Below are 25,133 nucleotides of genomic sequence, written 5' to 3'. Positions count from 1 at the left end.
AAAAAACCTTAAGCCGACTTCGACAACCCCACCGGCTGCAGCCTGCTCCACACGGCAGGCGGCAGCAAAATATTCACACTAAACTCCACAAACCCCAGCCCTTCATCCACAGCCCCCAGGCTGATCACAGCATCCCCACCCTCGCGCCGCAGATAATCCCGAACAGCCGCCATCCCTATCCCGCGTCCAGATACCAGCGACACATGATTCTGGGTGGAAAGCTCGGGCTGAAACACCAGCTCCACGACATCAGAAAGCGAAGCATTCCCTTGAATCAACCCTTTCTGCATCCCGATCTTCCTAAGCTCCTTCAGATTCAAACCACGACCATCATCCGCAAATGCAAGCTTGAGCTGCCCCGCATCCACATCCGCGGTCACCGTAATCAAGCCTTGAGGATTCTTCCCAGCCTTCTGCCGTTCCCCAGCAGGCTCCAAACCATGATCCATGCTGTTCCGCACTAGATGCGTGAGCACGCCCATCAGCATATCCGCCCCGGCCTGCGTCACGCCCCAACCCTCAGCAGCGATCTCGATCCGCGGCTCCGCTTTGCCCAGCTCCAAAGCCAAGGGCACCGTGGCCTTGAGCGATTCCTTCAAGACTTCGTTCAAAGGCCGGAAAAGCGCAGCTTCCAGCGTTTGCATTCTCGTCTGAGCCCCTCGTCCGCTCGCACCGGCAGCGGCCAAATCCTGCAGAATATCCCGTAAAAATCCGGTCGGCAGGCGCAGATCCTCATGGGTGTCCAGACGCCGTCCCAGCTTATTCACAGCCGTATCCCGATACCTATGCACCATCCCCTTCACTTCACCCAGCATCACCTTCAGCTCTGCAGCCGTGGCCGCGGCGCACTTTTCTTCAATATGATGGCAAAGCTCTGCGATCTCATTGAAATAAAGCGAGCGCGCCGTGCCCTTCAGCGTGTGAATGTGAAACAGCAGAACCTTCTTATAGGTCTCGCGACCGTCCTCCGCCATGGCTTCACACTCCTGCAGCAGCTGCTCCGCCTTTCGAACAAAGGAATGGAACGAGGCAACCGGGACTTCCAGAATCCTTCGAATCATGCCAAGCTCCTGCCGTTGGCTGCGCGATTCATCCTCCAGCATCAAAAGCCGCGTGATATCATGCGCCGTTACCAGGACCTTTTCGAGCACGCCCGCATCATTGCAAACCGGATTCCAAAGAAGATGCAGAATCCGCCGCTCGCCTTTGAATTGAGTTTCCACCTGCTCCAATAGGCCAGGCCTGTTCAATTCAAACGCCAACTGATCCTCACCGATCGAAAGCTGCAGCGCCGATGCCATCTGGGCCTTCTGATCGGCATCGATCAGAGCATATTCAAACAGCAGCTGGATCGCATCCATCCCTTCAATCTCTTTTCTGTAGAAGAGTTTTTCCATGAAGAGCGAGTGATCCTTATGCACCTTGAGCCCGGGAATAATCGAAAACACCCCCATCGGAATATGCTCCATGATGGAACGGATATCCCGCGTTTTGATCAGCACCTGTTCTTCCACATGCTGCAGGTAATGAGCCAGGCGACTGTTGGCCTCTTTCAATCCCAGTTGCAACTGATTCAGTCGATCGGCCAGAGCAAAGGACAGGATCGTCACTTCAAAGAAGGATCCCAGCTGCAGCCCCTTTTCCGTAAAAAAATTCGGCTGGATGAATCCCAAAGACAAAAGCCCATAGGTGAACGTTCCAAGCAGAAGGCTCGACCACGCCGCCGCATAGAAATAGGCCTCACGCTGCTTCCGCATCAGTCCACGAACGGTCAAAAGCATCAGCACCAGGGAATTCAGCGTACTCACGATCGTCAGAATGATACCGATCACATGATAATGAAAGAAGGGCACAGCAAGCAGCATCGACGACAGCACCGGAATCAACCGCGATATCTGGCGGTTGACCAACGGATCATGCTCGCGCAGGTTCATAAAATAGGCCGCGAAATAAAGGCCGAAGACGTTCGCGCCTAAGATCGCGACCAGCGTAATCTTATTGTTCCAAAAACTCGAATCCGTAAAAACATAGTGAGTCAGAAGCCCGCTATCGCTCGCCAGGTAAGCTGCTGTGGAAAAAACGAAGAGACAGTAAAAGAGGTACGAACGATTGCGCGTCCCAAAGAAAACGAAAAGGTTATAGATCACCATGATGACAATGCCACCATAGTAAAGTCCCTGGGTCAGCTGGTGCTGCTGCTGATAGGCTCGGAACTGCTCCAGCGGCCAGACTTTCACCGGAAAGCGGAGAGGATTGTCCGTTCGCGTTCGGATGTAAAAGCGCAGGTCCTCGCCTGCTTCGGCGCGGATGGGAAAGGCATAGTTCACATGGTGGATCGGCCTTTCCGCAGCCGGGGTCTCCGAACCGGAGACAAAATGATAGCGGATCTGCCCCTGACCGTTGACCGCATAAAGGTCAAGGTCCTCAAGACGTGGATAGGCGACTTCAAAGATAAAGTCCAGCGCCCTGGTATCCGTGTTTTTCAGCGCGATGGAAAACCAGAGATAATGCGCGGAAAAGCCAACATTGGGCTGCAAGCTGGTGGTCTGCTTGAAATCCGTCGCCTGCCTTTGCATCACGTCATGGATCGTCGCGGGCTGGTCCTCAACCCAGTAGGAAACACCGGCATCCGACCATTGCACGGGAAACGCAGCCTGAAGGGTCGGCGTGAGGCCCATCCACGCTGCCCATATGATGATCCAACGAAAGAGCTGGCGCATAAGCTTCCATTCCAATCTTTGAAGAATGGAAACATTTTATCATGGAAAAGGAAGCTTAAGTCAGGATTTGGACCTTCCCCTGCCCATCCCTTGGAAAGGAAGGCATGAAATGCACGCGGTGCGGGAAAGGAGCGGGCGTTTCCGCCTGATAGCGTCGCCGGACCTCGGCATCCACCGGCAAGGGGTCGGATTCAATCCAGGCCTCCAGCCAGCCGCCCTGTGCAACGGCATCATCACGATGAAAGAAGGCCAGCGTCTCCGCATGCGCATGGATTCGGCTCAATGCCGTCTCGACTTCGGCAAGTGCGTAGCGCTGTCCTGCATACTTGAAAATGCGATCACTGCGACCCTGATGCAGAAAGCGCCCATCAGACTTCACTTCCAATCGATCCGCCAGCACCCAGCGCGTCGCAGGCTGCACATAAGGGGATAGCACCCATTGTTCGCCCGATTCTTCCATGATGCGCACCGACGGGAGACAGCGAAAACAATCCTCGGGCTCAAGCAGGGATCTCATTCCAATCCCGCCGGTTTCCGTGCTGCCAAGGATTTCCACGGCCCGTTCAGGCTTGCGTGAAAACTCCTGCAGCTCGCCGCGGCGCTTTGCTCCAAAAGGCGCGCCCGACATCACCAGAGTTCCGAGCGACCGACTGTTCAGAAGATCCTTCACAAAGCTCCAGGTCGCTGGAACTGCAATGACAGCGGCGTAGCGGGTCGATGCAAGGTCCGGAATATCAATCGGGCCTTTTTGAAAATTCACGAACTCAACAGACGCCCGGCAAAACCAGGGCAGAAGAAAACTATGAAGGAGCCCGTAAATATGCAGCGGACTCACCAAAGAGAGTATGGCATCCCCTTCACGCCACCCATAAATCCCCGCAAGATCCCGCACCTCGGCCAGAAGTCCGGCACCAGTCTTTTGAATGCGTTTGGGTTCGCCCGTGGAGCCCGACGTGCAAAGGGTCAGCTGCCATTCTTCAAGACGGGACCAGAACGCGGGCGCCACCGGATCCGCTTCAATCCGCTCGGAAGGCGGCATCAGATCAGCAGGAATCAGCCTTTCGTCCAAACGAAACGCTGTGCCGCCTCTCAGAAGATTTTTCTCATCCAGGATCACCCCAAAGGGCCACATAAAACCAAGGGCAAGCAGCAGCAGGCTTCCGGGGCGGGTGGACGGCTGCAAAAGAAGGGGCAGTTCCTTGGCCCATGCTTCGTGCAGGACCTCGTCACGCATTCGTTCCGCGCGTGCGAAGAGCTGCGACCAATTCAAGCTCATGCTCTCTCCGTCTCCAACTGACGCCAGAAGGGAATGAAGTTAAACCAATGCTGGGGGGCCGTCTGCACCTGTGATTCCAGATGCCTGACGTAGCGTTCGACCAGGGCCCTGGCCGGCAAACGCTCCCGTCCGTCGTAGATGGAATGAAGAAAAATCTGATAAGGGGCTGCAGGCGTGATGCCCTGTTTGGTGCAGCCAAAATAAAGAACGGGAACCCGAAGGCGCAGAGCCAAATCAAAAGGCGCTTGCAGAAACGCGGCTTCCTTGCCCAGGAAAGGCAGACTCACCGTGTATTCCCGAGCTTTACCCTGAAGCCTGTCACCCAAAAAACAGACGTTCCCGCGCTCGTCCAGAATTTGTTTCACCTCCAGGGCAAAGGCCAAGGGCTCCTGGAAAGGATCTATGATGCGAATCCGATCGCCATAAAGCTCCATGACCTTGTCCATGAACTCCGGCGTTCCGCGCGGATCCATGACAAGCCCCATGGGCCGATCGAAGACGTCGCGTTTATGCAAAGCGACCAAAAACCAATCGCCATAGTGTGCGCCCACAAAGATGCTGCCCTGTCCGAGCAAATGCTTCCAGGTTTCCTCGCTCAGGCTCGCCGGGGCCAGGATGCTCGAATTGCCCGCAGGATTCAAACGATCCAAAAGACTCATCCCGAAATACCAGAAGTTGCTGAGACTCGCTTTCAGCCGATTCCATCGACTCGCAGCGGGCCTAAGCTGAGCATGAAATTCCATAATCGCCGCTCGCCGCGAGCTTTCCTTGAGGAAGATGAACATCACCGGCAGGATCATAAGTGTATAACAGAAGCGAATCCCGAGCCTCTGGACGAGCCAGGCTATGACCCCGACCCCACCGATCTCTTCGGGACTTTTCAAGGGCCTTTGCTGGTAAAGTCCCAGCAGCATGAAAAGCCGCAGCCCTAAAAATTGGCAATGCAGGCCCGCCATGCGCAGGGTGTCGACCCACACGCGAAAATGTGAAATGCGCTCTTCAGGACGCGGATAGATCACACCGACCGGAACAGTGTGAACGTTGAGCCCCATCCACACCGCACGCACCAGGATTTCGACTTCGAAATGATAGCGCTGAGCCTTCAGACTCCGCAGCAGCCGCCGATGCAGCCCATAGATGCGAAGCCCCGACTGCGTATCCTGCATGGCCTGACCAGTCTCGACCCATACAAAGAGATTCGAGAGGAAACGCCCAATTTTTGATCCGAAGGGCACAGATCCACTGGCTGCGGCCTTGAAATCCCTGACTCCGATCGTGATCGCCTCAGGGTCCTCGCGCCACGCAGACAGGAGTTTGGGAATATCAGCGACCCTGTGCTGGCCGTCCGCATCGAAGGTCAGCACAGCCGTAAAGCCCTGGCTCATGGCCCATTGCATACCGGTACGCAGGGCCTCGCCTTTGCCGCGGTTCGTCTGATGTTTCAAAATGGTGTGCTGCGGGAAGTCGATGAGCACAGCCTCGATTCCATCCGTGCTGCCGTCGTCGACAACAAGGATCGGCAGATTCACCGTGCTGAGTTCACGCAAAACCTTGCCCAGCGTGGCCGCGTGATTATAGACAGGCACCAAAACCAGCAGATGCGCGGCTGATGTCTGCATCGAAGCTGACATGTTTTAATTGTCCTTTTTCAAGTTGCAAGGAAGACCATGCTTTTGTATGGTTGATGAGGTCTTTGTTTCCAAACGTCACCATTCCTCGATCTCGCTGCCTGGTCCCCCACCTGCGTTGACCTTTCTGAATACACTCGCCCATGATTTGGAAACAAGGACCTGAATTATCCGTCAACGGCTTTGAAGGCCTTTTCATAGATCAGTGCGTCTTCGCCGTTCTGATAGTAACGCTTCCGAACAGCCACTTTCTCGAACCCATGCTTTTCATAGAGTCTTTGCGCAGGAAGATTGCTCGTCCGAACTTCCAGCATGACCCTTTCACAGGACCAGTCGCGCTGGGCATGATCGCAGAAAACGGCGAGCAGCGCATCCGCAAGTCCACGGCGCCTCGCTTTTGTGCTCACATAGATATAAAAAAGCTCGGTTTCCCCACCCATCGCCCGGCCAAGGGCAAGGGAAAGCCATTGATTGTTCTCCGACTGAAACAGGAGAAAGGTGCCTGGAATCTTGAGTGACACCAGAAATTCCTCATAGGGCCAGAATTCTTCCGCGGCCCATTCCTGACAAACGCGAGCGAGCCCTTCTTTTTCTTCCACTGTCCCTTGATAAAATTTCACTTCGACTGTCCTGTCCAACCTTCATCCCCCCAAGGGTTCAATGACCTGATAGCTCCGTGCCCGATCATAGAGGCGATGCGGGGTGGCATGGAAGAGTGTCACAAACCAGGATTCGGTGACATCAATTTTTCGGTAACCCGTTGAGACGCCCTGCCCAGGTGTAGCAGGCCGTCCACGGCTTTCGAGATAAGCCTGCACCTTAAACATTCGAATGAGGTGTTCCGTCACTTCCCTATCACTGATCGAGTAGCGACGGTGGAAGTCACGCCATTTGTCATCGGTGGCCACCAAGGCCTCCAGCTTTTCCTGCACCTGCCTTATGGCTTTGCTATCGACCGGGAGCTTTTCCATCTTCTCTGCATCATTTTCGATATTTATGTAGATCATCATCTCAACTCGGAAACTATCGATCGCTGAAGACCAAGTGTCCGGCCCCGGCAAACCCTTGTCAGATGGCTCGCCTGCAGCTATAGTGCGAAGAGCCTGGTAGACTTCCATCTGCCTCTGACTGTAAGACTTGCCATTGATCTCGAGTATAAGCCGATCAAGGGTCCTGGGCTTTGCCAGGGTGCTCATACTATACACACAGATGACCAGGAAGCAGAGAAGACTGCGCATCATGTTGCTTACCTCATGGTCCCAGACTAGGCTCCTGGCGGGCTTTGAGAGACTATGTGAAGCCCTGGAGTCTGGAGAAATTGTAAAACCTGAATATGCAAATTACCAAATTCTTGACGAGCACCCTGCACAAAAGCTAAAAAAAATGTCTGCCAAGATACTAAATCTTGACAACAAACGCATAGCCTGTAAACCTTTAGCTGCGTACCCAAGTTCCATTTCGATTCAAGCCATTGGAGGTTTCCATGAACAAAGCCGAGTTGGTTGAAGCAATGACCAAAGTCACAGGCCTGACCAAATCCGACACTGAGAAGTCTTTGGACGCTTTCATCGAAGTCGTCACTAAGAACATCAAAAAGAAAGATGGCGTGAAGCTGGTTGGCTTTGGCACTTTCTCTGTCTCGAACCGCAAGGCTCGTATGGGTCGCAACCCACAGACAGGTGAAGAGATCCAAATTCCTGCTCGCAAAGTTCCAGTGTTCCGTCCGGGCAAAGAGCTGAAAGAAGCTGTGAAATAAGCTCGCCATGGCTCCTCAGTTCACCTGTTGAACGGGAGCCTTTCCCCTCGCCTTCACGCCCTTTAAAACCCATTTTCAAGTGAATAGAGAGCACAGGACCCCAAGGGGGCTGGCTGAGTGTTTTTGCCAGTTTTGCACCTGATCAATTCCACTCACGCAGACCGCTGTTTTTCCCTCACCTTACTGCAAAGGTTTCAAGCGAAGCTCAGCACCCTTTGGTATGACCAGGACGCAGCTGCTCGCATCCTCGGCGCGCACGATCATGGGCATAGCCTGATGAGGGATAAAACCCGGCTCGCCGCCCACGAATCTTTGAGGCTGTCCGTGCAGGCCCTGGCAGATGAAGCGACCCGCCAAACTTACAAGAGTGCCGAAACCTTTTTGGATTTCGACGAGGAAAGAAACCTGAGGCTTCATCTCCAGGCGGATCACCTGGTAATAATCGTTCGCGGGGTAAGTCAGGACCTGAAGCCCGTCCAGAGGTTTCTCGGTGATCGCCTGCCGCCTTAGCGTAGAGACGAAGGCTTCACCGACCTGTTCCATCGGTTTGATGATCCGCAGGGCTTCCGCTATATGCAAGGGTCGACCCTTGCCATGCTTCAGATCCACCCGTCCATGCCCATCGTAACGGCGACCCCAATCCCAAAAACGATAGGTCTTGCCGCTTTTCCCGAACAGGATACGCTGCGGCTCCAAAAGCACGAGTCCAGGTCCGATCGCATGGGGAACACCGGGCTCGATTTCGAAGTAGTCACCCGGTTTCACGGCTACGAATTGCAAAACAGGCCGCAGATCGTCATCATTTTCCAGCATGCGGCCCAGGTCCTGGGTGGAAATGGGCCTGGAAAAACCGAGATAAAGTCCCGCTCCAGGTTCCGCGTGAAGGACGAGCCACGATTCTGGTTTGCCACATTCCTCGGGCTTCAGATTCGGATCGTCGTCTTCCGGATGCACCTGTACCGAAAGTGGATCATCAGCATTGAGTAATTTGATTAGGATCTCACAGTTGACACCATGCTCCTGCACGTATTCCGGCGAAAGCATGGCTTCCGGTTTCTGCTGGATAAGCTCAAGCAAAGATAAATCATGTCCCAGGACTTGAGATGGAAAGTCAGGATCACAGGAAACTTCCCAGGCTTCGCCGATGGGTTCATGCACGGAAGCCGGAAGGATATCTTTCTTATAGAGAGGACCGATCAGGTGACCTGCCCAGGGCGTCCGGGTCAGGGGAGTAAAGAGATCGGGAGACAGCTTCATCGGCTGCGAAAGATTCATGATTCACCCCGGGGGCCAGCTCAAACCGCGTCCACCCAGAATATGGGCATGAATATAGTCAACGGTCTGTTGAGCATCTTTGCCATTGTTAAAGACTACGCGATAGCCGCCGGCTTCCAAACCAACATGCTGAGCGGCTTTCGCGACCGATATCATATACTGCCCGACCGCTTCCGGATCAGCAGCTCGAAAGTCAGCGAAGCGAGCCCATTTTTTCTTCGGAATGACCAGAATGTGGATCGGAGCCTGCGGGGCTATATCGTGGAAAGCCAAAACCGCTTCATCTTCATAAGCGACCTTGGCTGGAATGTCCCGCCTCAGGATTTTATCAAAGAGGGTTTCGCTCATGGGTCTCATCAACTCCCATAATTGCTGGAAAACATCCCACGTTCGACGAGTTCGATCAGTGTGTGGATCACTTTAATATGCAGTTCCTGGACCCGATCCGCATAGCGGCCACCGGGTGTGCAGATATCCACATCAGCCAGCTTGCCAAGGGCGCTGCCGGGTTTTCCGGTCAGGGTGATAACCTTCATGCCCAGGGCCTTGGCGGCTTCGGCTGCTTTAATGACGTTGGGACTTTTTCCGCTGGTGCTGATGCCCAAAAGAACATCACCGGGGCGGCCCTGCGCTTCGATGAAACGCGAAAACACATAATCGAAGCCAAAATCGTTGCCGGCGCAGGTGATATGCGCGCCATCACCCATAGCCATCGCACCCAAGGCCGGGCGATCCTGACGAAAACGTCCGGACAGTTCCTCGGCGAAATGCATGGCATCACACATCGAGCCGCCATTTCCACAGGAATACGCATGACCCCGGGCTTTGAAGGCAGCGATCAGAATCGTGGCGGCATCGGCGATCCGACGCTGAGCGTCTTCATTTTTCAGAAGGTCTTCAAGTGCCGTGCGGGCTTCTTCCAAGCTGGCACGAATATGTTCAAGCATCGGCTATGCTTCCTTTACAGATTCATCTTAGACATGTTGCCCAATACCCCGGAGTTTGCCACAAGAGCGATCCACGAAGCAAAGCAAATTGCATGCCCTGACGAAGGATGAAATACTGAGGGGCAAGGTCGTTCGCTTCCCTGAGTTGTGAGGACAAAACATTGAGTGCATTACTCCGTCCCCTCCATTTGGCTGTCATAGATCCAGCTGTGCGCGTTCCCGAGCTGGATAACTTCAACCGCATGGTCCTTGCGGCCCCGGAACTCAGCCTCAGCTTTCATTTGCCGGCACTCTTTGGCATGACTTCGCTCTCTCTGGTTCCGCAAAAGCCGGACGCGATAGTCATTTTTGGCAGCGGTGCTTCCGTGTACGAAGGTCTGCCCTGGCAGGATTCCCTCAATGCCTGGCTTCTGGAGCGCATTCGCGAGGGTCTGCCGATTTTAGGAATTTGCTATGGCCATCAACTTTTGGCGCATCTTCTGGGGGGAACCGTCGAGTTCATCCAGCCCGATCACTACAAGTTCAAAGGCCTGCGCACGGTGCAGTTCAGCAAGCGTGGATTTTGGGGTGAAGCCGGAACCGCGGGACGCTTCATTGTTTCGCATGCAGAAGCCGTCACCGCACTGCCTCAGGATACCGAAATAGTCGCCAGCAGTGATGTGTGCAAGGTGGAAGCTTTCGCGCACAAGCATCTGCCGATCTGGGGTATTCAGGCCCATCCCGAAGCCGGTCCCGACTTTGTACAAAATCAAAATATAGATGTTTCCCAGGAAGAACGCCCTTATGCGTTCGGCCAGGAATTTATCCGGAAGTTCATTCAGCATCTGCAGCAGCATCGCATTCAATGAAAGAAAAAACCCCTGCCTTTGCAGGGGGTCAATCCCCACCCAATGTTTCCTTCCCGTCAAGAACCGGGCAAAAAACTCCTTGACCGTAAAATTCTTTTCCAATCATTTCATGGCCTTAATTCGGAACAGGGCATTTTTTACTAAACTGTTCAGGTTGCCTGTCGAAAGGATGGGTACAGGAATTCACACGATGTGATTCCTTATCCATGACAGGAGGTCAGAATATGGGTTTACGGATTAGGACCAATATCGCTTCGATCAACGCCCAGCGTCGTCTGGAAACCTCAACCAACAAGTTGACGGATTCCGCTTCGAAGCTGGCTTCGGGGAAAAGGATCAACAAGGCAGCTGATGATGCAGCGGGCCTGGCCATCTCCTCCAACTTGACAGCCGACATCCGTTCGATGAATCAGGCTCGCCGCAACGCACTGGACGGTGTCTCTCTCGTTCAGACCGCAGAAGGCAGCTTGGAAGAAACCACGAACATGCTCACCCGTCTGCGCGAACTTGCTGTTCAAGCGGCGAGTGACACGGTTGGTCAAACCGAGCGCGCATTCATCAACAAAGAATTCGTGGCTCTGAAAGATGAAATCGACCGTATCGCCAACGCTACGGAATTCAACGGCACACGTTTGATCACCGGTCAGGCCGATATCCCCGGTGAGATCGCCAACGCCGAAGGTACTTTCCCCCTGGAAATCCAGGTTGGTAAAGACTACCACGCTTCCAGCGAAGTCGACGGTATTGATAACCGCAACCAGGTCAACATCATCAAGATCGACCTTCAGAACATCAACGCTTTCACAGAAGGCGATGGTTCACTGGATATCGGTCGCGCTGATCAGGGTACCAACACGCTGACCAAGCAGGATGCTCAGATGAGTATCTCGAAACTGGACGACGCCATCGTGAAAGTGAGTGACTATCGCTCCTATCTCGGCTCAATCCAGAACCGCCTGGGCAGCACGATCGACAACCTTGCCGTGTCGGTTGAGAACTTGTCCGCCGCGAACAGCCGGATTCAGGATACAGACTTTGCTGCTGAGACTGCGACCTACACGTCGAACAAGATTCTTCAGCAGGGTGGTGCCTCGATTCTTGCTCAAGCTAACCAGCAGCCTCAAGTTGCTCTCAGTCTGATGCAGTCTCTCTAAGCCATGAAGCGATAGCTTAGGGAAATTGAAAGATTAAGAGTCCCGGTTCTGGCTCCGTCATAAAAGCGGGAGGTTTTTCCTCCCGCCCGACGTGGACCAGACAAGTTGGTAGGATTGACCAAATGCAGGCTGTGCGCCATGATAGTTTTTTTACTGTTTGAGGCCACACATGCATCGTCCAAGAACGATTGAAATCATAGGCGTCCCTTCTGACCTCGGAGCCAATATCCGAGGAGCCAACATGGGACCAGCTTCTCTTCGCATCGCCAACCTTAAGGTCAAGGTTGAGCAACAGGGTTACGGGGTTGTGGATCTGGGTGACCTTCATGTGCCGATTCGTGAGTCTTTGCCCCTTAAAATCCAGCAAGAGAAGTTTCTGACGCCGATCAAGGAAATCTGTGAGAATCTGGCAACGATGACCGAAGCCATTCTCGATCGCCAGCACATCCCACTTGTGATTGGTGGGGATCATTCGGTCGCCATAGGCACCGTAAGCGGAATTCTGCGGCACTTCGGCAAGAAAGATCAGCATGTCGGCATGGTTTGGATCGATGCCCACGCTGATGTCAACACGCCTTCCACCTCCCCTTCGGGTAATATTCACGGCATGCCACTCGCCGTTCTGATCGGCAAGGGTCACCCGGAATTGACATCCATCAGCTCCAGCAAGATACGCCCCCAGAATTGCGTCCTGATTGGTATCAGGAACATTGATGACGAGGAAAAAAGAATCCTTCGGGAAAGCGGCATTCGCTATTTCACCATGCGCGACATTGATGAAAAAGGGATGTTCGCCGTGATGCGCGAAGCCATCAAATACGCATCCGATGGAACCGCGGGCATTCATGTGTCCTTTGATATCGATGGCATTGATCCCCGGTATACACCTGGCGTCAGTACACCGGTAAGCGGTGGTTTGACTCTTCGTGAAGCGCATCTCGCGATGGAAATGCTTTCGGAAACGCAAAAAATCGTGTCGCTGGAATTCGTGGAGCTGAATCCTTTCATGGATGTCGGCGCGCAATCGGCGAATGTCACGGTGGATCTTCTCCTCTCCGCCCTTGGTAAATCCATCGTTTGAAACCCTCTACGTAATCTGCCCTCCATGGCCTGACGGATTGGAGGAGGAGCAGAAAGAACCTATGATCGCCTGCGAAGATATTTTTATTCTTTGCAGGAAGGGTTCTTATGAAGAAGACTTTGAAACACATCTGTTCTCTCCTCCTCGTCGTTCTCAGCACGAGCGCATCCTCCGCTGTCCTTTACATCGGGAAGGATCGTCCCGCATCCGTGAAATTTCCGGCCAACTATGTTGCCAATCGCAGCTATCCCCTGGTCCTCTTCCTTCATGGCTATGGCAGCAGCGGCGATGAAACCGTCATGTATCTGGAAGCGGATCTGCAGCAGGCGGCATCATCCTTTATCTCCATCGTTCCTGAAGGCACGCGGGATGCCGAAGGGCGGCAGCATTGGAATACGGTCCTGCCGCAGCAAAAGGGAAGCGTTGATGATTCCGCTTATTTGCAGGGTCTGGTTTCCGAAGTCAAAGGTCGCTGGAACATCGATAGCAAGCGCGTCTACGTCGTCGGAATCTCCAACGGCGGATTCATGGCCTATCGCCTCGCGTGTGATACGGATGGAGTCTTCGCAGGTATCGTTTCGATAGCCGGCAGCATGTTTGCAAACACCTCCCTGTGCCAGACCAAAACACCGATCTCGGTCCTGCAGATTCATGGTACAAAAGACGAGATCGTGCCTTTCGTCAGCCAGACCTCTGGCAATCTCGGGGCTTTTGAATCGGCGCAAACCTGGGCGCAAAGAAACGGCTGTCAGACTCCCGAAGAAAAACTGCTGGCCCGCGACCTCATGCTGCAGCCCTTCATTCCCGGGATTGTTCTGGCCAATGGTGCCTACACGGCCCCATCAGGACCCTTCATTATCAATGATGAAGGTCAGCGTGAGACCGATGAAATTCTTTGGAGCTCATGCGCAGCCGGGACCAGAGTTGGACTGTGGCGTGTGAACGGGGCCTCGCATGTCCCCGATTACTCGGGCAAGAATCTTCTGGGCCAGGCTCTGGAGTTTCTGCAAGGCTCGCGCTGATGGCTCTGTAATCATTTGTAATCATTAAATAATATTTCCTGTTGCCGTCCCCGCCCGACCCCTGATATGCAAGTCTGCCTACGCTTAGGATTTTATAAGCCATTTTTGCGGGGATAGCGCATGTTTGAACTTCATCAGCAAGACGGAAAAGCCCGCCTGGGCACCCTGCATTTGGCCCATGGCGTCGTGCAGACGCCGATATTCATGCCGGTCGGGACCGTGGGCTCCGTCAAGACCATGGTTCCCGAAGACCTTCATAAAATGAAGGCCGAGATCATTCTCGGCAATACCTATCACCTTTATCTGCGCCCCGGCATGGAAGTGATCCGTGAATTCGGTGGCCTGCATCGCTTTGTCCGTTGGGATAAACCGATCCTGACCGATAGCGGCGGTTTTCAGATTTTCAGTTTGAACAATCAGCGCCGCATCGATGAAACAGGCGCGCATTTCCAAAGCCATATAGATGGCCGGAAAATTTCTCTGACGCCAGAACTCGCTGTGGAAATCCAGGAGACGCTCGGCGCGGATATTCACATGGTCCTGGATGAATGCACACCGTTTCCTGCGACGCATGAACAGGCCCGCGAATCCATGCAGCGCTCGATGCGCTGGGCCAAGCGCTCGCGTGACGCGCGCAATCGTCCTGAACTTTGGCAGTTTGGTATCGTTCAGGGCAGCATGTACGAAGACCTGCGGAAAGAATCCATCGAGAAGCTGACCGATATCGGTTTTGAAGGCTATTCGATCGGCGGACTTTCCGTCGGTGAACCCAAACCTGATATGCGTCGTATCGCGGAATTCTGCTGCGAGTATCTGCCGACCGATAAACCCCGCTATATGATGGGTGTCGGTACGCCTTTGGATATCATAGAATCCGTCGCCGTGGGCGTGGATATGTTCGACTGCGTGATGCCGACCCGTAACGGACGGAATGGAACGCTGTTCACATCCTATGGCCGCGTGAACATCAAAAATTCCAAGTTCCGTCTGTCACAGGATCCTTTGGACCCTGAATGCAGCTGCTACACCTGTCAGACTTTTTCACTGTCCTATCTGCGGCACCTGTTCATGTCCCAGGAATACACGGCCATGCGTCTTCTGAGTCTTCACAACCTGACCTATTACCTGAAACTGATTCACGATATCCGCGCGGCCATCCGTGAAGGTCGTTTCCAGGAGCTTCTGGCTCATCACCGCGGTCTTTGGGAAACCTGAATCCCGGTTCCGCCCCGCACTTCAAATGACGCAGCATCCAGGCGCCGCCCCTCGCGATTTTGAATCTCGAGGCGGTGCGTGCCGTTGGCCAGTTCACTCAAACGCACACGATCCTGGCTCTGTTTTTCTCCATCCAGGACCCAGTAGGCTCCGGGAGGAAGCCGGGCACTGGCTTCGAAAAATAGCGCCTGCTGCGTCTCGGGAATATCAGGATCGAAGGCGATCAGCGTTCCATCCAAGGGATGCTGTATTTTAAGGCTCCAGCGCCGATCCGCGAGTTTTTGCTGGTCGGGGGCGGTTCCTTCCAGAAACCAATCCTCGCGTAATTTTCCGTTCGCATCCCAAAACTTCGCAAGCACAAGGCCTGCAGGCGCAGCAGGTTCGACGCTCGCCTCCTCGGCATGCAGGGCATTCATCACATCCCGCCACACCGGAGCCGCACCGCTGATGCCGGTGACATTCCACATGGGGCTGCCGTCCGCGTTGCCGACCCAGACCACCACGGTATAGCGCGAGGAATAACCCGCGCACCAGTTGTCGCGCATATCCTTGCTTGTTCCGGTTTTCACGGCCGTCCAAAAGGGAGTGGCGAGAGGATTCTCAAGACCAAAGGTCAAAGACCTTGCACTGCGATCAGAGAGAATATGACTGATCACAAACGCCGCCCCGGGCCGGAGCCATGAATTCTGTGAAGCTGTGGGTTCGTCCAGAAACAGTTTTAAAGGCCGATAAACGCCCCCATGAGCGAGGCTCACATAGGCGCCGGCGAGTTCCCAGGGGGAAATATCCGCGGCGCCCAGAGCCAGCGAATGGCCGTAATTTTCGGTATCCGCCAGTTTATCAAAACCCAGGCCGCGAAGTTTTGCCACAAAGGCCGGAACACCGAGCATATCAATCACCCGCACCGCGGGTATGTTAAGGGAACTGGCCAGGGCTTCGCGCACTGTGACTGTGCCGTGATACTGCTCATCATAATTCCGCGGCACATAAAGGCCACTGCTGGTCGGTAAACTGATCGGAGTGTCTTCCAATAGGCTCGCAGCGGTGATCAGCTTTTGATTCAGGGCCTCGGCATAAAGGAGAGGCTTCAGACTCGAACCGGCCTGCCTCGCCCCGCGCGCCATATCCACAAACAAATTGCGGGTGGTCACTTCCGAACTGCCCACATAGGCCAGGACTTCCGCTGTGGCATTGTCCACGACGAGAACGGCACCATCGTGAACATTCTGGGCTTGAATGGCTGCCAGATGTGTATGCAAAGCCTGGGTGGCCACTTCCTGAATCCTGCGATCCAAAGTGGAACGCACATCCTGCGAAGAGGCTGCGACCAGCGCCGCCAGATGGGGAGCAAGGCGCACGGAGGAGCGAAGTTCAGGCGCCCGGTTCAAACTTTTTCGTGCCAGCCTTTCGATGCCAGCACAATCGGTTTGAACAGCCACGATCGAGCGCAGACGACAGGCGCGGCGTGCTATGACAGGCCAAGGCGCGTTCGGCAAACCCAGCGAGGCTGTCAGAAGCAGGGCTTCCTCGGCGTTGAGTCCGTGGGCGGCTTTCTGCATCAGGGCCTGGGATGCGGCTTCCAGTCCCTGCAATTCACCGCGAAAGCTGACGAGGTTCACATACGCCTCCAGAATCTCCTCTTTGCTCCAGCTCTGTTCGATCAGTCTCGCCATCCGCATCTGCTGCAATTTTTGCCAGGGCCTGCGGAACTTCCCTTGAGCTTTCAGCTTCGGATTCAAATGCGCGGCAAGCTGCATGGTTAAGCTGCTGCCGCCTCGCCTTTGCCCGAGCATGGCCAGGAAACCACGCGCATCAATGCCTCCGTGCTGGTAAAAACGCTGGTCCTCGATGCGAATGAGCGTGCGCATGAACACCGGAGCCACGGCATCCAAAGGCAGCCAATCCAGGCGACGCCTTTGTTTATCCACACGCGTGGTGAGCAGCAGCTTTCCATGCCGATCCAAAATTTTCTGATCCGACATCTGCCAGGAATTTTTCACAGGGGTAAAGCCCGGCACGGAACCGGGCGCGAATATATAAATCAGGGGCAAAAGCCCCAGAATCAAAGACCCGATCAGCAGACTTTTAATCCACCTGGACAGGGGCATTCGGCAACTCCGCATACTGATCCGGGGCATACATGGCTTCCAAGCGCGTCGTGGTCAACTGAAACAGTCCAGGGTTATTCACCTGCATCACATAGGACAGGGTATGTCGACCGACGGGCATGAATTCAAAATACGCAAAATACCCTTCGTGACGACGCTCCACATAACTCGGCGCCAGGAAATTCCCAGCCTTCTGTCCGGAATCATCCCTAAGGCTGGCGTTCAGAATACGCGCACCCGCTGGAATCGGATCAGCCAGCACCACCCAGGTTTGATCACTGCCGGCTTCCATCGTAAAGGAAACCTTGATCATATCCCCGCGCGACCACTTGCCTTTGACCTTTTGTTCCACGGGCTGCATGGTCTTTTCCAGTTGATAACCGGCCTGGAAGGGCTGGCTCAAAGGAACTGCGGCGCGGGAAATTACGGTCGTCCACACTTCGCCTTGGCCTTCGCGGCTCAAAGTCAAAGTCTCACGCTTTTGAGGCCATGCAAGATGCAAGGGGGCTTTTTCTTTCAAGCCGACCGTTTGCGTTTTATCCTGCCAATTCACGGTTGCCTTGGTATCCGAACCAGCCGGAGGATGCTGCTTCAGATAGTTCCGCATAGCCAAAGTACCCCAGGCATTGGCTGTCGTGGTGGACCAGGCGCCCTGCTTTTGCCGTCTCAAAAGACCTTCCAGCATACGCGCATGTTCGCTGCTCCAAACCTTCTGATCGAGTCCGAGCAGCAGCAGTCGGGCCGCGTTGGAATCGGGACTGCTCAGAAGGCTGCTGATCTGATTGTATTCCTCGCCTGCCAATCCATACTGGGTTCCACTCAAACGGAGGCGAGCCTGGAGCTGCTGTATGGATTTATCTTTCAGTTCGTTCATCACGGCATCACCGCTCGCCCGCGAAAGAGCCTGCACCAGATCAATCAGGGTCGCATGCGGCAGGAGTTCCGGTTTGACATCGAGGTTCTTCACAAGGCTTACGGGCTCGGCATCATAGCGGCTCAAAGCTTCGAGCGCCATGATCTTCCGATAGGCCAGCTGATCGCCCGGCATGCGGTATTCATGATCGGTGATCTCGCCATCCACGGCCCGCTTCAGGGCATAGCGCAAGGCCTCTTCCTTGGCCTTAGGCAGGGCAAATCCAGCTTCATGGCTCAGGCTCAAAACATAGGCCGTCAGGGTCATGGATCCATGCCGCATCAGGGGGAAATATTTCAAAAGTCCATCCTGATCCATATAGGAATCCAGAGTTTTCACGATCTGCTCCCAGCCCTTGCGATTATCGAGGCCGACGACACTGGACACACGCTGTTCCAGACAGCTGTAAGGATACTCCTGAAAGAAAATACGAGTGCCCTGCAGCATATCAAGGCCGGGTCCGGCTGAAAAACTCAGATCCAATCCCCCACGAGAAGGATCGGCTTTTTCCGGCAAAGCCACAGGCAGGGTCTGGGGTTCATTCAAAACCATAAGCGAAGCCTGAAGCACCCGCAGTGGAATCGCGGGCTTCACCTGCTGTGTAAAGCGGAGGCTGTCCGCTCCACCCTGCGCTGCCACGGCATCGAAGGTATATTTCAATTCACTCACGCCCCGCGGCACTTCCATATCCCATACGGCAAGCTGCGATTCATCCGCTTTTAGATTGACCGTTTTGTCCGGCAATGCCGTCTCGCCCATACGGGCTTTCAAAGTCACCTGCTGCGGAGTCTGACTGCGATTCCTAACGGTCACCAGCGCCTGCCATTTATCACCTTCCCGCACAAAAGGCGGAAGACCCGCAATCAAACTGATATCCTGCTGCGTTTGGATTGCAGTGCTGCCTGTTCCAAACATATCCGTGCCGGCCTGAGCCACGGCCACAATACGGAAGCTGGAAAGATTGTCTTTGAGCGGAATGTCGAGCGTCGCGACTCCATCCTGCAACGCTAACTCTCCCTTCCACAGTATCAAAGCATCCAGCACTTCGCGGGTGGGATTGCTGCCCCCGCCACCGCCGTGCGGCAGAGCCTTGAGCCCAAAGTGCCTTTTCCCGATGACCTGCATCGCACACGTCGCATGCTCGATTCCATAGGCGCGTTCCAACATCATTGCGGAAAGAAGATCCCAGCTTTGATTTCCCATCAGCTCAAGCAGGGCTTCATCGACAACGGCCACCGTAACGATGGAGCCTGCCGGCAAAGGCTGACCGTTCGGTGCTTTGACTTCAATGCGGGCCTGGGCTTTTTCCCGAATTTTATAGACAGGTTTATCGGTCGCCACTTTCACATCCAAAGTATGCTGACGCCAGCCGACTTTAAGTTCGGTAATACCGAGCTTATGCGCGGGCTTGCCCAGATCTATCTTCAAAAATGGTTCCGTCCCCTTCACCCGCCCACGCACAGCCCAGGCTGATACGAAAACGTTCGGTGCATAGGAACGCGGGATGGGAATATCGAGGAAAGGTTGCTTGGAATCGAGCTTAATCACCCTGCTCTCCAAAATCGCCCCGTCCCGTTCGGTGGCGACGAGGACAGTCGCCTGCGCGAAAGGCATTTTCACCTGAATCCGGGCTTTTTCCCCGGCTTCGTAATGCCTTTTCTCGGGAATGAGGTCCATGCGATCATGATCCTCGCTCATATACCAAAGGCGTTCACCCGCGACCCAGATCGAACGGTTGGCATACGCGACGCGGCCCTCGCGATCCTTGGCCTCGGCCTGAAGGAGGATGTTGCCGCTGCTTGTCAGGGGCTTTTCACAAGTCCAAAGCCCCTTGTCATCACTTTTCGTTTCACAGAAAACGCCGATCTCTTTGATCTCGGTCTTATGTTCATAAACATAAGTCCCACCGACTCCGCGCCGTCTGTGACTCAGAATCTCCTCCTTGAAAGCGCGAACCGTGAGTTCCTGCTGTGGGACCACCTGCCCTTTGGGATCGAGCGTCACCCCCGCGAGTTTCAGAGTCTCCCCTTTCTGCAGCCACCAGGGACCTTTCATACCGATCACGACAGCGGACGGCCAAATCCTATGTTCCGTGGCCACGGTGCGCGCCTCGCCGTTCGCATCGGGAAATTCCATTTCCGTCAGCACGCGCGTTGGCCGATCAATCGCAGGAGCTTTCCAAGCGAGCGTTCCTGTTCCAGCCTTATCCAGCGCCACATCCTTGGTTTCCACCTTGCTATCAGGCTGCGCATCCGGTTTATCGGGAGTCAGATCCACAGGTCCGGCCTGAAAATCAAATTCATCATAGCCGGAAAAATGCGGCTGATAGGCTCCCTGAAAGGAACGACGCAGACGCACCGGCAGATTCGAGGCCGGTCCCCCACTCAAATAACTCACATCAAAGTCATAGATAATTTCCTTGGGTGCGATCAGGCTGCTATCCTTGGCCTGCAGTCGTCCGCGCATGGTGGCAAGGCGGAATTCATCGACCCGGAAACGTCCGCTCTCCTGATCCCCGATCATGATGGAATACCAGCCCAAAGGCGCATCCGCAGGAATTTTCCAGGAGTTCTCGGCCCGGCCCTGCCCATCATTCCAAACAAGGGGCACGATGTAATTCCGGTCACTGCCGATATGCTGAAGGCGCACGGTATTTTTCAGATCACCCGCGCGTGGAAAGGCCAGCCCGTCTTTCACGCGACGCCGCGCGACATGCAGCATGGAAACTGTTTCCCCGGTGCGTAACAGCGTGCGATCCAAAATGGAATGAAGCTGCAGATCCGAGGACGCGCTGTCCCAGGGCAACTGAAATCGCCAGCTCTCAATTCCATTGTTCCAATGCGTCAGGGTAAAGCTGAAATCATTGTCCTTGCTTGCGCTGACAAAGTAATCACTTGATTCGCCTTCATAATCATAGGAGCCATAGCAGCTGCCGCGGCTGGGGGGCAAAGCGGATGGATGCAGGTAAAGTCCGGATGCATCCGTTTTTCCGCTGACGAGGACCTTGCCTTGACAATCCGCAATGGCGACATCCGCTCCTGGGACCGGCTCGCCCTTGTCAAAGTTTGTGACCCACACCAAGGCCCCCTGCCGGCCTTTTTTCACATGAACAGCGAGATTGGTCACGAGCACCGCAGCCCGCGCGAACATGGGTTTTTTCTTATCCAAAAGCGCCGCCCCTAAACGCTCGCTTCCGACTTCCATCACATAAAAACCAGGGCCGCTTAACGGCACGCCGATCACTTCGAAAGCATCCGGGCCATTCGGCTTTTTCAAAGGAACGTTTTTGAAATCAGAGGCCGGCATGCCAGCGAAGATCGAAACATCGCGCTGATCACGGCGATCGGCGCTTTGTATGGTCTTATACCAACGCAAGGCCGTGTCCGGTCGTGAGGCCGCTTTATAAAGACGTCCGTTCAGCTGCCCTTCGACTTTACGCATATTCAAAGGCCAGATCGGATACGCAGCCTCAAGCACACCGAAATCACCTGGAAACTTCAGCAGCGGTCCATAGTCTCCGACCTTCACGGTCAAAGGAAATTCCTTGCCGTTGGCCAATGGCCGCCCACGCTCGTCTTTCAGATCGGCTGGAATTTCTATGCGATAGCTGCTATTCGCAGAGTGGGGCCCGGGAATGGTGTAATAGGATCCTTCCCGCTTGATATCGACTTCCTGATTTTTCGCATCCAGCACACGAATGCGCGCCTGATCCTTTTCCGCAACCCGATCATTGAAGGAAATGGAAAAATCACCATAGGGTGCGCAGGGACCACCGGACTTTTCCTTTTCGCAGTAGAAGCTGGCACGGAAAGGCGGCCTTGTCTTGAAACGCAGCGTATGCGCATACTGTGTCGCAACCCCGCTCGGGCTCGCGATGCCCTTGTCCAGGACCAGGGTTATATCGGTATCACCCGGCAAACGTTCCTTGGGTTTGATAAGGATATAAAACTTGGGATCAAGTTTCAGTTCCTCGCCCAGGTAAGGCCACTGCTCAGCGATATATTTTTCCGCCTCGGGAACCATTTCAAAACCAATGGCATCCGCTCTTTGCGGCACCTGATAGTAAATCTTTCCGTTCAAACTCTGCGCTTGGATCGGCGAATCAAAAACGAGCAGCATCGGGTCTTCTTCATTGACATAGCTGCTCTCGGCCGATGGAATACTGCGGATCAAAGCTGGCCCGCCGGTATCAAAAGCAAAGCTGGTTTGACCGCTGAGCGCCTCGCCTTTTAGATTTTTAAGCTGGGTGAGGGTAAACGTGCAGCGAATGCCACCCGGCAGCTCACTGACGAAGTCATGCACAAAAGTCCGCGCGTCCAGCCAACGTCCTTCACCGCGAGCCGGGCAGTCGACCTTGAAAGGGGAGGGTGCCCGACCGTTGCCAAAGTCCACCATATCAGTGTCAAAACGGGCTTGAACCTGGGACGCTTTTTTGATCGAGCCCTGTGGCGTGAAGCTCACAAGGCTTGCGGCTGTTGCCATTCCGGAAACGATCCACCCAAGGACGAAAAAAGGCAGCGCATGGCGCATAAAAAAGAAACTCCTCTTCCAAACGGTGGCCGATCCATGACCATCCGTGAATGAGAAGTTACTCAGGAGTTTGAGCGGCGTAAAGAGACTTTATACGGGTGGACTCAAGCGATGTTCCTCGCGAGCGGGTGCTTGCGATTCAGATAGGCGTGCAGTCTTTTATAAACCCGCTCCCAGGTGTCATGATGCACTCCGCTGGTCAGGCCGGACAGGCCCTGCTTGATGCCCAGGCTGACAAAGCAACGGTCAGCAGGCCCAGGACTGGGCGTTTTAAGCGTGGTAAATCCCATGCGATGAAAAATATTCTCGGTCTGCTGTGTACATTCGAACACAAGGAAACTGAAATCCGCCTGAATCGAGGCTCGCAGGCATTGCTGAATGATCGGCACCAGAATGGACGGCAGCGGATATTCGGGATGATGTTTGAAATCAAGGATCTCGACCACCGACTTGCGATAGAACTGATGATTATAGACGCCTGACCCATAAAAGGCCGAGCTCTGCCGCACATCGGGGACGAAATTGAGCTTCATCGTCGCAATCAAGGTATTCTGCCGATAAAACGACAGCACCCGCGCGCTCTTCAGATCCTGCTCCGCAAGGTAGGGCCCCGGCGCGAAGAAGCTGCTCTTCAGCATCGCAACCTGGGGATCATCCTTGTCACGCGCAGCAAACTGGACCCGCAGCAAAAAATCCAGATAGGGAATCGGAAACCCGGCCTTCATGATCTCCTGCACATGCAGCTGCGGTTTTTGAATCATGGCCATCTTCGCGATCTTTGCCAGAGTCTTTTCCGACTTCTGCGCGAAGTTCAGCATCAGAACATCCGACGCCCACCAGTCGCGATCGGGCACGGAGCGATCGACGATCAGGTCCTCCACGAACGAGGTGGAACCGGGGATGTTGAATCGCGCTTCCACGGGTTGACCAGGCAAAAGAAAGTGTCGATTTTCCAAAGGGGCGACGAGGATGAATTCAGGATGCACCGCACGGATGCTGAAGTAATCATGCTCATCAAAGAACATGGGATTTTCAATTTCAAGGAAACCGCAGGTATCCATGCCAAGGTTGATGGATGCTTCCACCTTCTTCACAAGATCCTCGGCATCGCTCACCGATTCACCGGCCGCAGCCGACACACCGACCCGCAGATACTGCGAGCCCTGTGAGCTGAAAACGCTCTTATTCCGAATTTCCACGGAGGTCGTAAAATAACGGCGGGCATCATAATAGAGTTTCAGCTGCACGACGCGGCCGATCGGCAGCTCGGCATCGACCTGAGGTTCGCACACAAAAGCGAGGCCTGATTCCGAAAGGCTGATCACCTCGCCACCCACCGTTCGCGAACCGCCCAGGATCAAAAACGCACGAACATTCTCACCCAGATAAAGTTCCCGCCTTTGCGCGCGTTTCTTCAGCAGCTGACGGTTCTGATTGGCCATGGCTTTCCTCGTACTTGGGGCGCTTTTGCGCTACGATTCAGCTTCGGCCAAGGCTTGGAATTCCTTAAGATATTTCGAATTTGTCCCAAGGATTCCAGAGGGTTAAAGAGCATCAATCCCGGCTTAAACGTAAGCCGCTTCACCACCCTGAGCAATGATAATCTTGCCTTCCTCTTCCAGCTTCCGCGCCACCTGAACGATTTCATACTGCACCGATTCCACGTCGGAAAGCTTCACAGCGGCCATCGCCTCCATATCCTCTTTCAGCATCTTCGCGGCACGCTCGGACATATTGCGGAATACCAGCTCGGACACGGCTTCGGACGCTGTTTTCAGGGCCGTCATCCACTGCTCGGGCTTCACATTCTTGATGATTTCCTGGATGCCGCGATCATCAATCTTGGCAAGGTCATCAAAGACGAACATGAGCTGACGAATCTGCTCGGCAAGATCCGGATCACGTTCTTCCAGGTTGTCGAGGATCTGCTCTTCCGTGGCCTTATCAATAAGGTTGAGCATCTCGGCGATGGGCTCCACGCCACCGATCTTCTGGCTCGAAATCGAACCCATGGCCTGAATTTCGTTGCGCAGAACATCATCAATCTCGTCGATGATCTCGGGAGCCACGGCATCCAGGTTCGAGATGCGCAGGATGATTTCCGTGTGCAAGGCTTCCGGCAAAAGCTTCAGGACCTCGCCGCACTTCTGCGGATCAAGGTGGGCCAGGATCAGAGCGATCGTCTGCGGATGCTCGTTCCGAATGAAGTTGGTCAGGGTCCTCGGATCAATCAGCTCCAGGGCATCCAGGTTCGCCGATGAACCGAGCGCCAACTGCTCAATGAGTTCATCCGCCTCGCCGCCTTTGAAGGCGCTGCCGATGACCTTCATCGTGAAGTCGTTGCCGCCATAGAAGAACTTTTTGTTCTGCTGCAGGATTCCGTAGAATTCCATCATCACTTCGTCGATGATTTCCTGCTCCAGGCGCCCGAGGCGACTCATGGCGCTACCGATGCGTTTGATCTCAAACTCGGTCATGCTCTTGAAGATTTCGGCGGAAATCTCTTCACCGAAAGAGAGAAGAAGAATCGCTGCTTTTTGCGCGCCACTGTACTTATTGGTTGCCACCGGGAACTCCTGCCATGTAAACCTTGACAGTTCTATTGTATGCCACAAAGGCGTCAAAAGGCAGAGTCTGTCAAGGCTTTGACACAGGACCTC

General features: G+C 54.4%; 18 protein-coding genes. 6 read left to right on the top strand and 12 right to left on the bottom strand.

What is annotated here, in order from left to right:
- Window positions 1-8: 8 nt before the first annotated feature.
- From VFO10_RS25175 to VFO10_RS25155, 5 genes are all read right to left on the bottom strand, one after another.
- On the bottom strand, window positions 9-2,720 hold the full coding sequence (locus VFO10_RS25175) for a 7TM diverse intracellular signaling domain-containing protein (protein ID WP_325144764.1): 2,712 nt from the start codon (window positions 2,718-2,720) through the stop codon (window positions 9-11).
- Window positions 2,721-2,775: 55 nt separating this feature from the next.
- Window positions 2,776-3,996 carry an AMP-binding protein gene (locus VFO10_RS25170; RefSeq protein WP_325144763.1) on the bottom strand — a complete coding sequence of 407 codons (1,221 nt, stop codon included), beginning with the start codon at window positions 3,994-3,996 and terminating at the stop codon, window positions 2,776-2,778.
- Window positions 3,993-5,627, bottom strand: coding sequence for a glycosyltransferase family 2 protein (locus tag VFO10_RS25165; protein WP_325144762.1), 1,635 nt, complete (start codon window positions 5,625-5,627; stop codon window positions 3,993-3,995). Before VFO10_RS25165 ends, VFO10_RS25170 begins: the two co-directional genes overlap by 4 nt.
- Window positions 5,628-5,791: 164 nt before the next feature.
- The gene (locus VFO10_RS25160) at window positions 5,792-6,244 is read right to left on the bottom strand and encodes a GNAT family N-acetyltransferase (protein WP_325144761.1); all 453 of its coding nucleotides are present in this window, start codon (window positions 6,242-6,244) and stop codon (window positions 5,792-5,794) included.
- Between the two features lie 21 nt (window positions 6,245-6,265).
- Window positions 6,266-6,865 carry a hypothetical protein gene (locus tag VFO10_RS25155; protein WP_325144760.1) on the bottom strand — a complete coding sequence of 200 codons (600 nt, stop codon included), beginning with the start codon at window positions 6,863-6,865 and terminating at the stop codon, window positions 6,266-6,268.
- A 242-nt stretch (window positions 6,866-7,107) separates the two neighbouring features.
- Between VFO10_RS25155 and VFO10_RS25150 the strand changes: the two genes are divergently transcribed.
- Window positions 7,108-7,380, top strand: a complete 273-nt coding sequence (locus VFO10_RS25150; RefSeq protein ID WP_141731479.1) for an HU family DNA-binding protein — start codon at window positions 7,108-7,110, stop codon at window positions 7,378-7,380.
- Window positions 7,381-7,560: 180 nt separating this feature from the next.
- Here the strand turns inward: VFO10_RS25150 and VFO10_RS25145 are convergent, their stop codons facing one another.
- The 3 genes from VFO10_RS25145 to VFO10_RS25135 are packed head-to-tail and all read right to left on the bottom strand — an operon-like array spanning window position 7,561 to window position 9,602.
- Window positions 7,561-8,655, bottom strand: coding sequence for a type I phosphomannose isomerase catalytic subunit (locus VFO10_RS25145; RefSeq protein ID WP_325144759.1), 1,095 nt, complete (start codon window positions 8,653-8,655; stop codon window positions 7,561-7,563).
- Window positions 8,656-8,658: 3 nt separating this feature from the next.
- Complete coding sequence (locus tag VFO10_RS25140) at window positions 8,659-9,003, bottom strand: histidine triad nucleotide-binding protein (protein ID WP_325144758.1); 345 nt, start codon at window positions 9,001-9,003, stop codon at window positions 8,659-8,661.
- Window positions 9,004-9,011: 8 nt separating this feature from the next.
- Window positions 9,012-9,602 carry an SIS domain-containing protein gene (locus tag VFO10_RS25135; RefSeq protein ID WP_325144757.1) on the bottom strand — a complete coding sequence of 197 codons (591 nt, stop codon included), beginning with the start codon at window positions 9,600-9,602 and terminating at the stop codon, window positions 9,012-9,014.
- A 161-nt stretch (window positions 9,603-9,763) separates the two neighbouring features.
- On the opposite strand from VFO10_RS25135, the gene VFO10_RS25130 reads away from it, so the two are divergent.
- From VFO10_RS25130 to tgt, 5 genes are all read left to right on the top strand, one after another.
- Window positions 9,764-10,450 (top strand): type 1 glutamine amidotransferase, encoded by a 687-nt coding sequence (locus tag VFO10_RS25130; protein WP_325144756.1) that lies wholly within the window; start codon window positions 9,764-9,766, stop codon window positions 10,448-10,450.
- Between the two features lie 224 nt (window positions 10,451-10,674).
- The gene (locus VFO10_RS25125) at window positions 10,675-11,604 is read left to right on the top strand and encodes a flagellin (protein ID WP_325144755.1); all 930 of its coding nucleotides are present in this window, start codon (window positions 10,675-10,677) and stop codon (window positions 11,602-11,604) included.
- Window positions 11,605-11,773: 169 nt separating this feature from the next.
- On the top strand, window positions 11,774-12,685 hold the full coding sequence (rocF, locus tag VFO10_RS25120) for an arginase (protein ID WP_325144754.1): 912 nt from the start codon (window positions 11,774-11,776) through the stop codon (window positions 12,683-12,685).
- A gap of 107 nt (window positions 12,686-12,792) precedes the next feature.
- On the top strand, window positions 12,793-13,707 hold the full coding sequence (locus tag VFO10_RS25115) for an alpha/beta hydrolase family esterase (RefSeq protein WP_325144753.1): 915 nt from the start codon (window positions 12,793-12,795) through the stop codon (window positions 13,705-13,707).
- 120 nt (window positions 13,708-13,827) lie between these two features.
- Complete coding sequence (tgt, locus tag VFO10_RS25110; RefSeq protein WP_325144752.1) at window positions 13,828-14,922, top strand: tRNA guanosine(34) transglycosylase Tgt; 1,095 nt, start codon at window positions 13,828-13,830, stop codon at window positions 14,920-14,922.
- On the opposite strand, the gene pbpC is transcribed toward tgt, so the two are convergent.
- The 4 genes from pbpC to fliG form a co-directional block, all read right to left on the bottom strand.
- Window positions 14,898-17,030 carry a penicillin-binding protein 1C gene (gene pbpC / locus VFO10_RS25105; protein ID WP_325144751.1) on the bottom strand — a complete coding sequence of 711 codons (2,133 nt, stop codon included), beginning with the start codon at window positions 17,028-17,030 and terminating at the stop codon, window positions 14,898-14,900. The two genes, tgt and pbpC, sit on opposite strands and share 25 nt — an antisense overlap.
- Window positions 17,008-22,473: an alpha-2-macroglobulin family protein gene (locus VFO10_RS25100; RefSeq protein ID WP_325144750.1), complete on the bottom strand. Its 5,466-nt coding sequence runs from the start codon at window positions 22,471-22,473 to the stop codon at window positions 17,008-17,010. The genes pbpC and VFO10_RS25100 overlap by 23 nt, the downstream gene beginning before the upstream one ends.
- Before the next feature lie 104 nt (window positions 22,474-22,577).
- Window positions 22,578-23,915, bottom strand: coding sequence for a PilZ domain-containing protein (locus VFO10_RS25095; RefSeq protein WP_325144749.1), 1,338 nt, complete (start codon window positions 23,913-23,915; stop codon window positions 22,578-22,580).
- A gap of 123 nt (window positions 23,916-24,038) precedes the next feature.
- Window positions 24,039-25,040 carry a flagellar motor switch protein FliG gene (gene fliG, locus VFO10_RS25090; RefSeq protein ID WP_325144748.1) on the bottom strand — a complete coding sequence of 334 codons (1,002 nt, stop codon included), beginning with the start codon at window positions 25,038-25,040 and terminating at the stop codon, window positions 24,039-24,041.
- Window positions 25,041-25,133: the final 93 nt, after the last annotated feature.

Source organism: Oligoflexus sp. (genome assembly GCF_035712445.1).
GTDB lineage: Bacteria > Bdellovibrionota_B > Oligoflexia > Oligoflexales > Oligoflexaceae > Oligoflexus.
This window is presented reverse-complemented; position numbering and strand designations above follow the sequence as displayed.

Coding starts and splice junctions, on each gene's coding strand:
- VFO10_RS25115 (WP_325144753.1), top strand. CDS start 12,793: ATGAAGAAGACTTTGAAACACATCTGTTCTCTCCTCCTCGTCGTTCTC.
- tgt (WP_325144752.1), top strand. CDS start 13,828: ATGTTTGAACTTCATCAGCAAGACGGAAAAGCCCGCCTGGGCACCCTG.
- VFO10_RS25175 (WP_325144764.1), bottom strand. CDS start 2,720: ATGCGCCAGCTCTTTCGTTGGATCATCATATGGGCAGCGTGGATGGGC.
- VFO10_RS25140 (WP_325144758.1), bottom strand. CDS start 9,003: ATGAGCGAAACCCTCTTTGATAAAATCCTGAGGCGGGACATTCCAGCC.
- VFO10_RS25100 (WP_325144750.1), bottom strand. CDS start 22,473: ATGCGCCATGCGCTGCCTTTTTTCGTCCTTGGGTGGATCGTTTCCGGA.
- VFO10_RS25155 (WP_325144760.1), bottom strand. CDS start 6,865: ATGATGCGCAGTCTTCTCTGCTTCCTGGTCATCTGTGTGTATAGTATG.
- VFO10_RS25145 (WP_325144759.1), bottom strand. CDS start 8,655: ATGAATCTTTCGCAGCCGATGAAGCTGTCTCCCGATCTCTTTACTCCC.
- VFO10_RS25095 (WP_325144749.1), bottom strand. CDS start 23,915: ATGGCCAATCAGAACCGTCAGCTGCTGAAGAAACGCGCGCAAAGGCGG.
- VFO10_RS25165 (WP_325144762.1), bottom strand. CDS start 5,627: ATGTCAGCTTCGATGCAGACATCAGCCGCGCATCTGCTGGTTTTGGTG.
- rocF (WP_325144754.1), top strand. CDS start 11,774: ATGCATCGTCCAAGAACGATTGAAATCATAGGCGTCCCTTCTGACCTC.
- VFO10_RS25135 (WP_325144757.1), bottom strand. CDS start 9,602: ATGCTTGAACATATTCGTGCCAGCTTGGAAGAAGCCCGCACGGCACTT.
- VFO10_RS25125 (WP_325144755.1), top strand. CDS start 10,675: ATGGGTTTACGGATTAGGACCAATATCGCTTCGATCAACGCCCAGCGT.
- pbpC (WP_325144751.1), bottom strand. CDS start 17,030: ATGCCCCTGTCCAGGTGGATTAAAAGTCTGCTGATCGGGTCTTTGATT.
- VFO10_RS25170 (WP_325144763.1), bottom strand. CDS start 3,996: ATGAGCTTGAATTGGTCGCAGCTCTTCGCACGCGCGGAACGAATGCGT.
- VFO10_RS25150 (WP_141731479.1), top strand. CDS start 7,108: ATGAACAAAGCCGAGTTGGTTGAAGCAATGACCAAAGTCACAGGCCTG.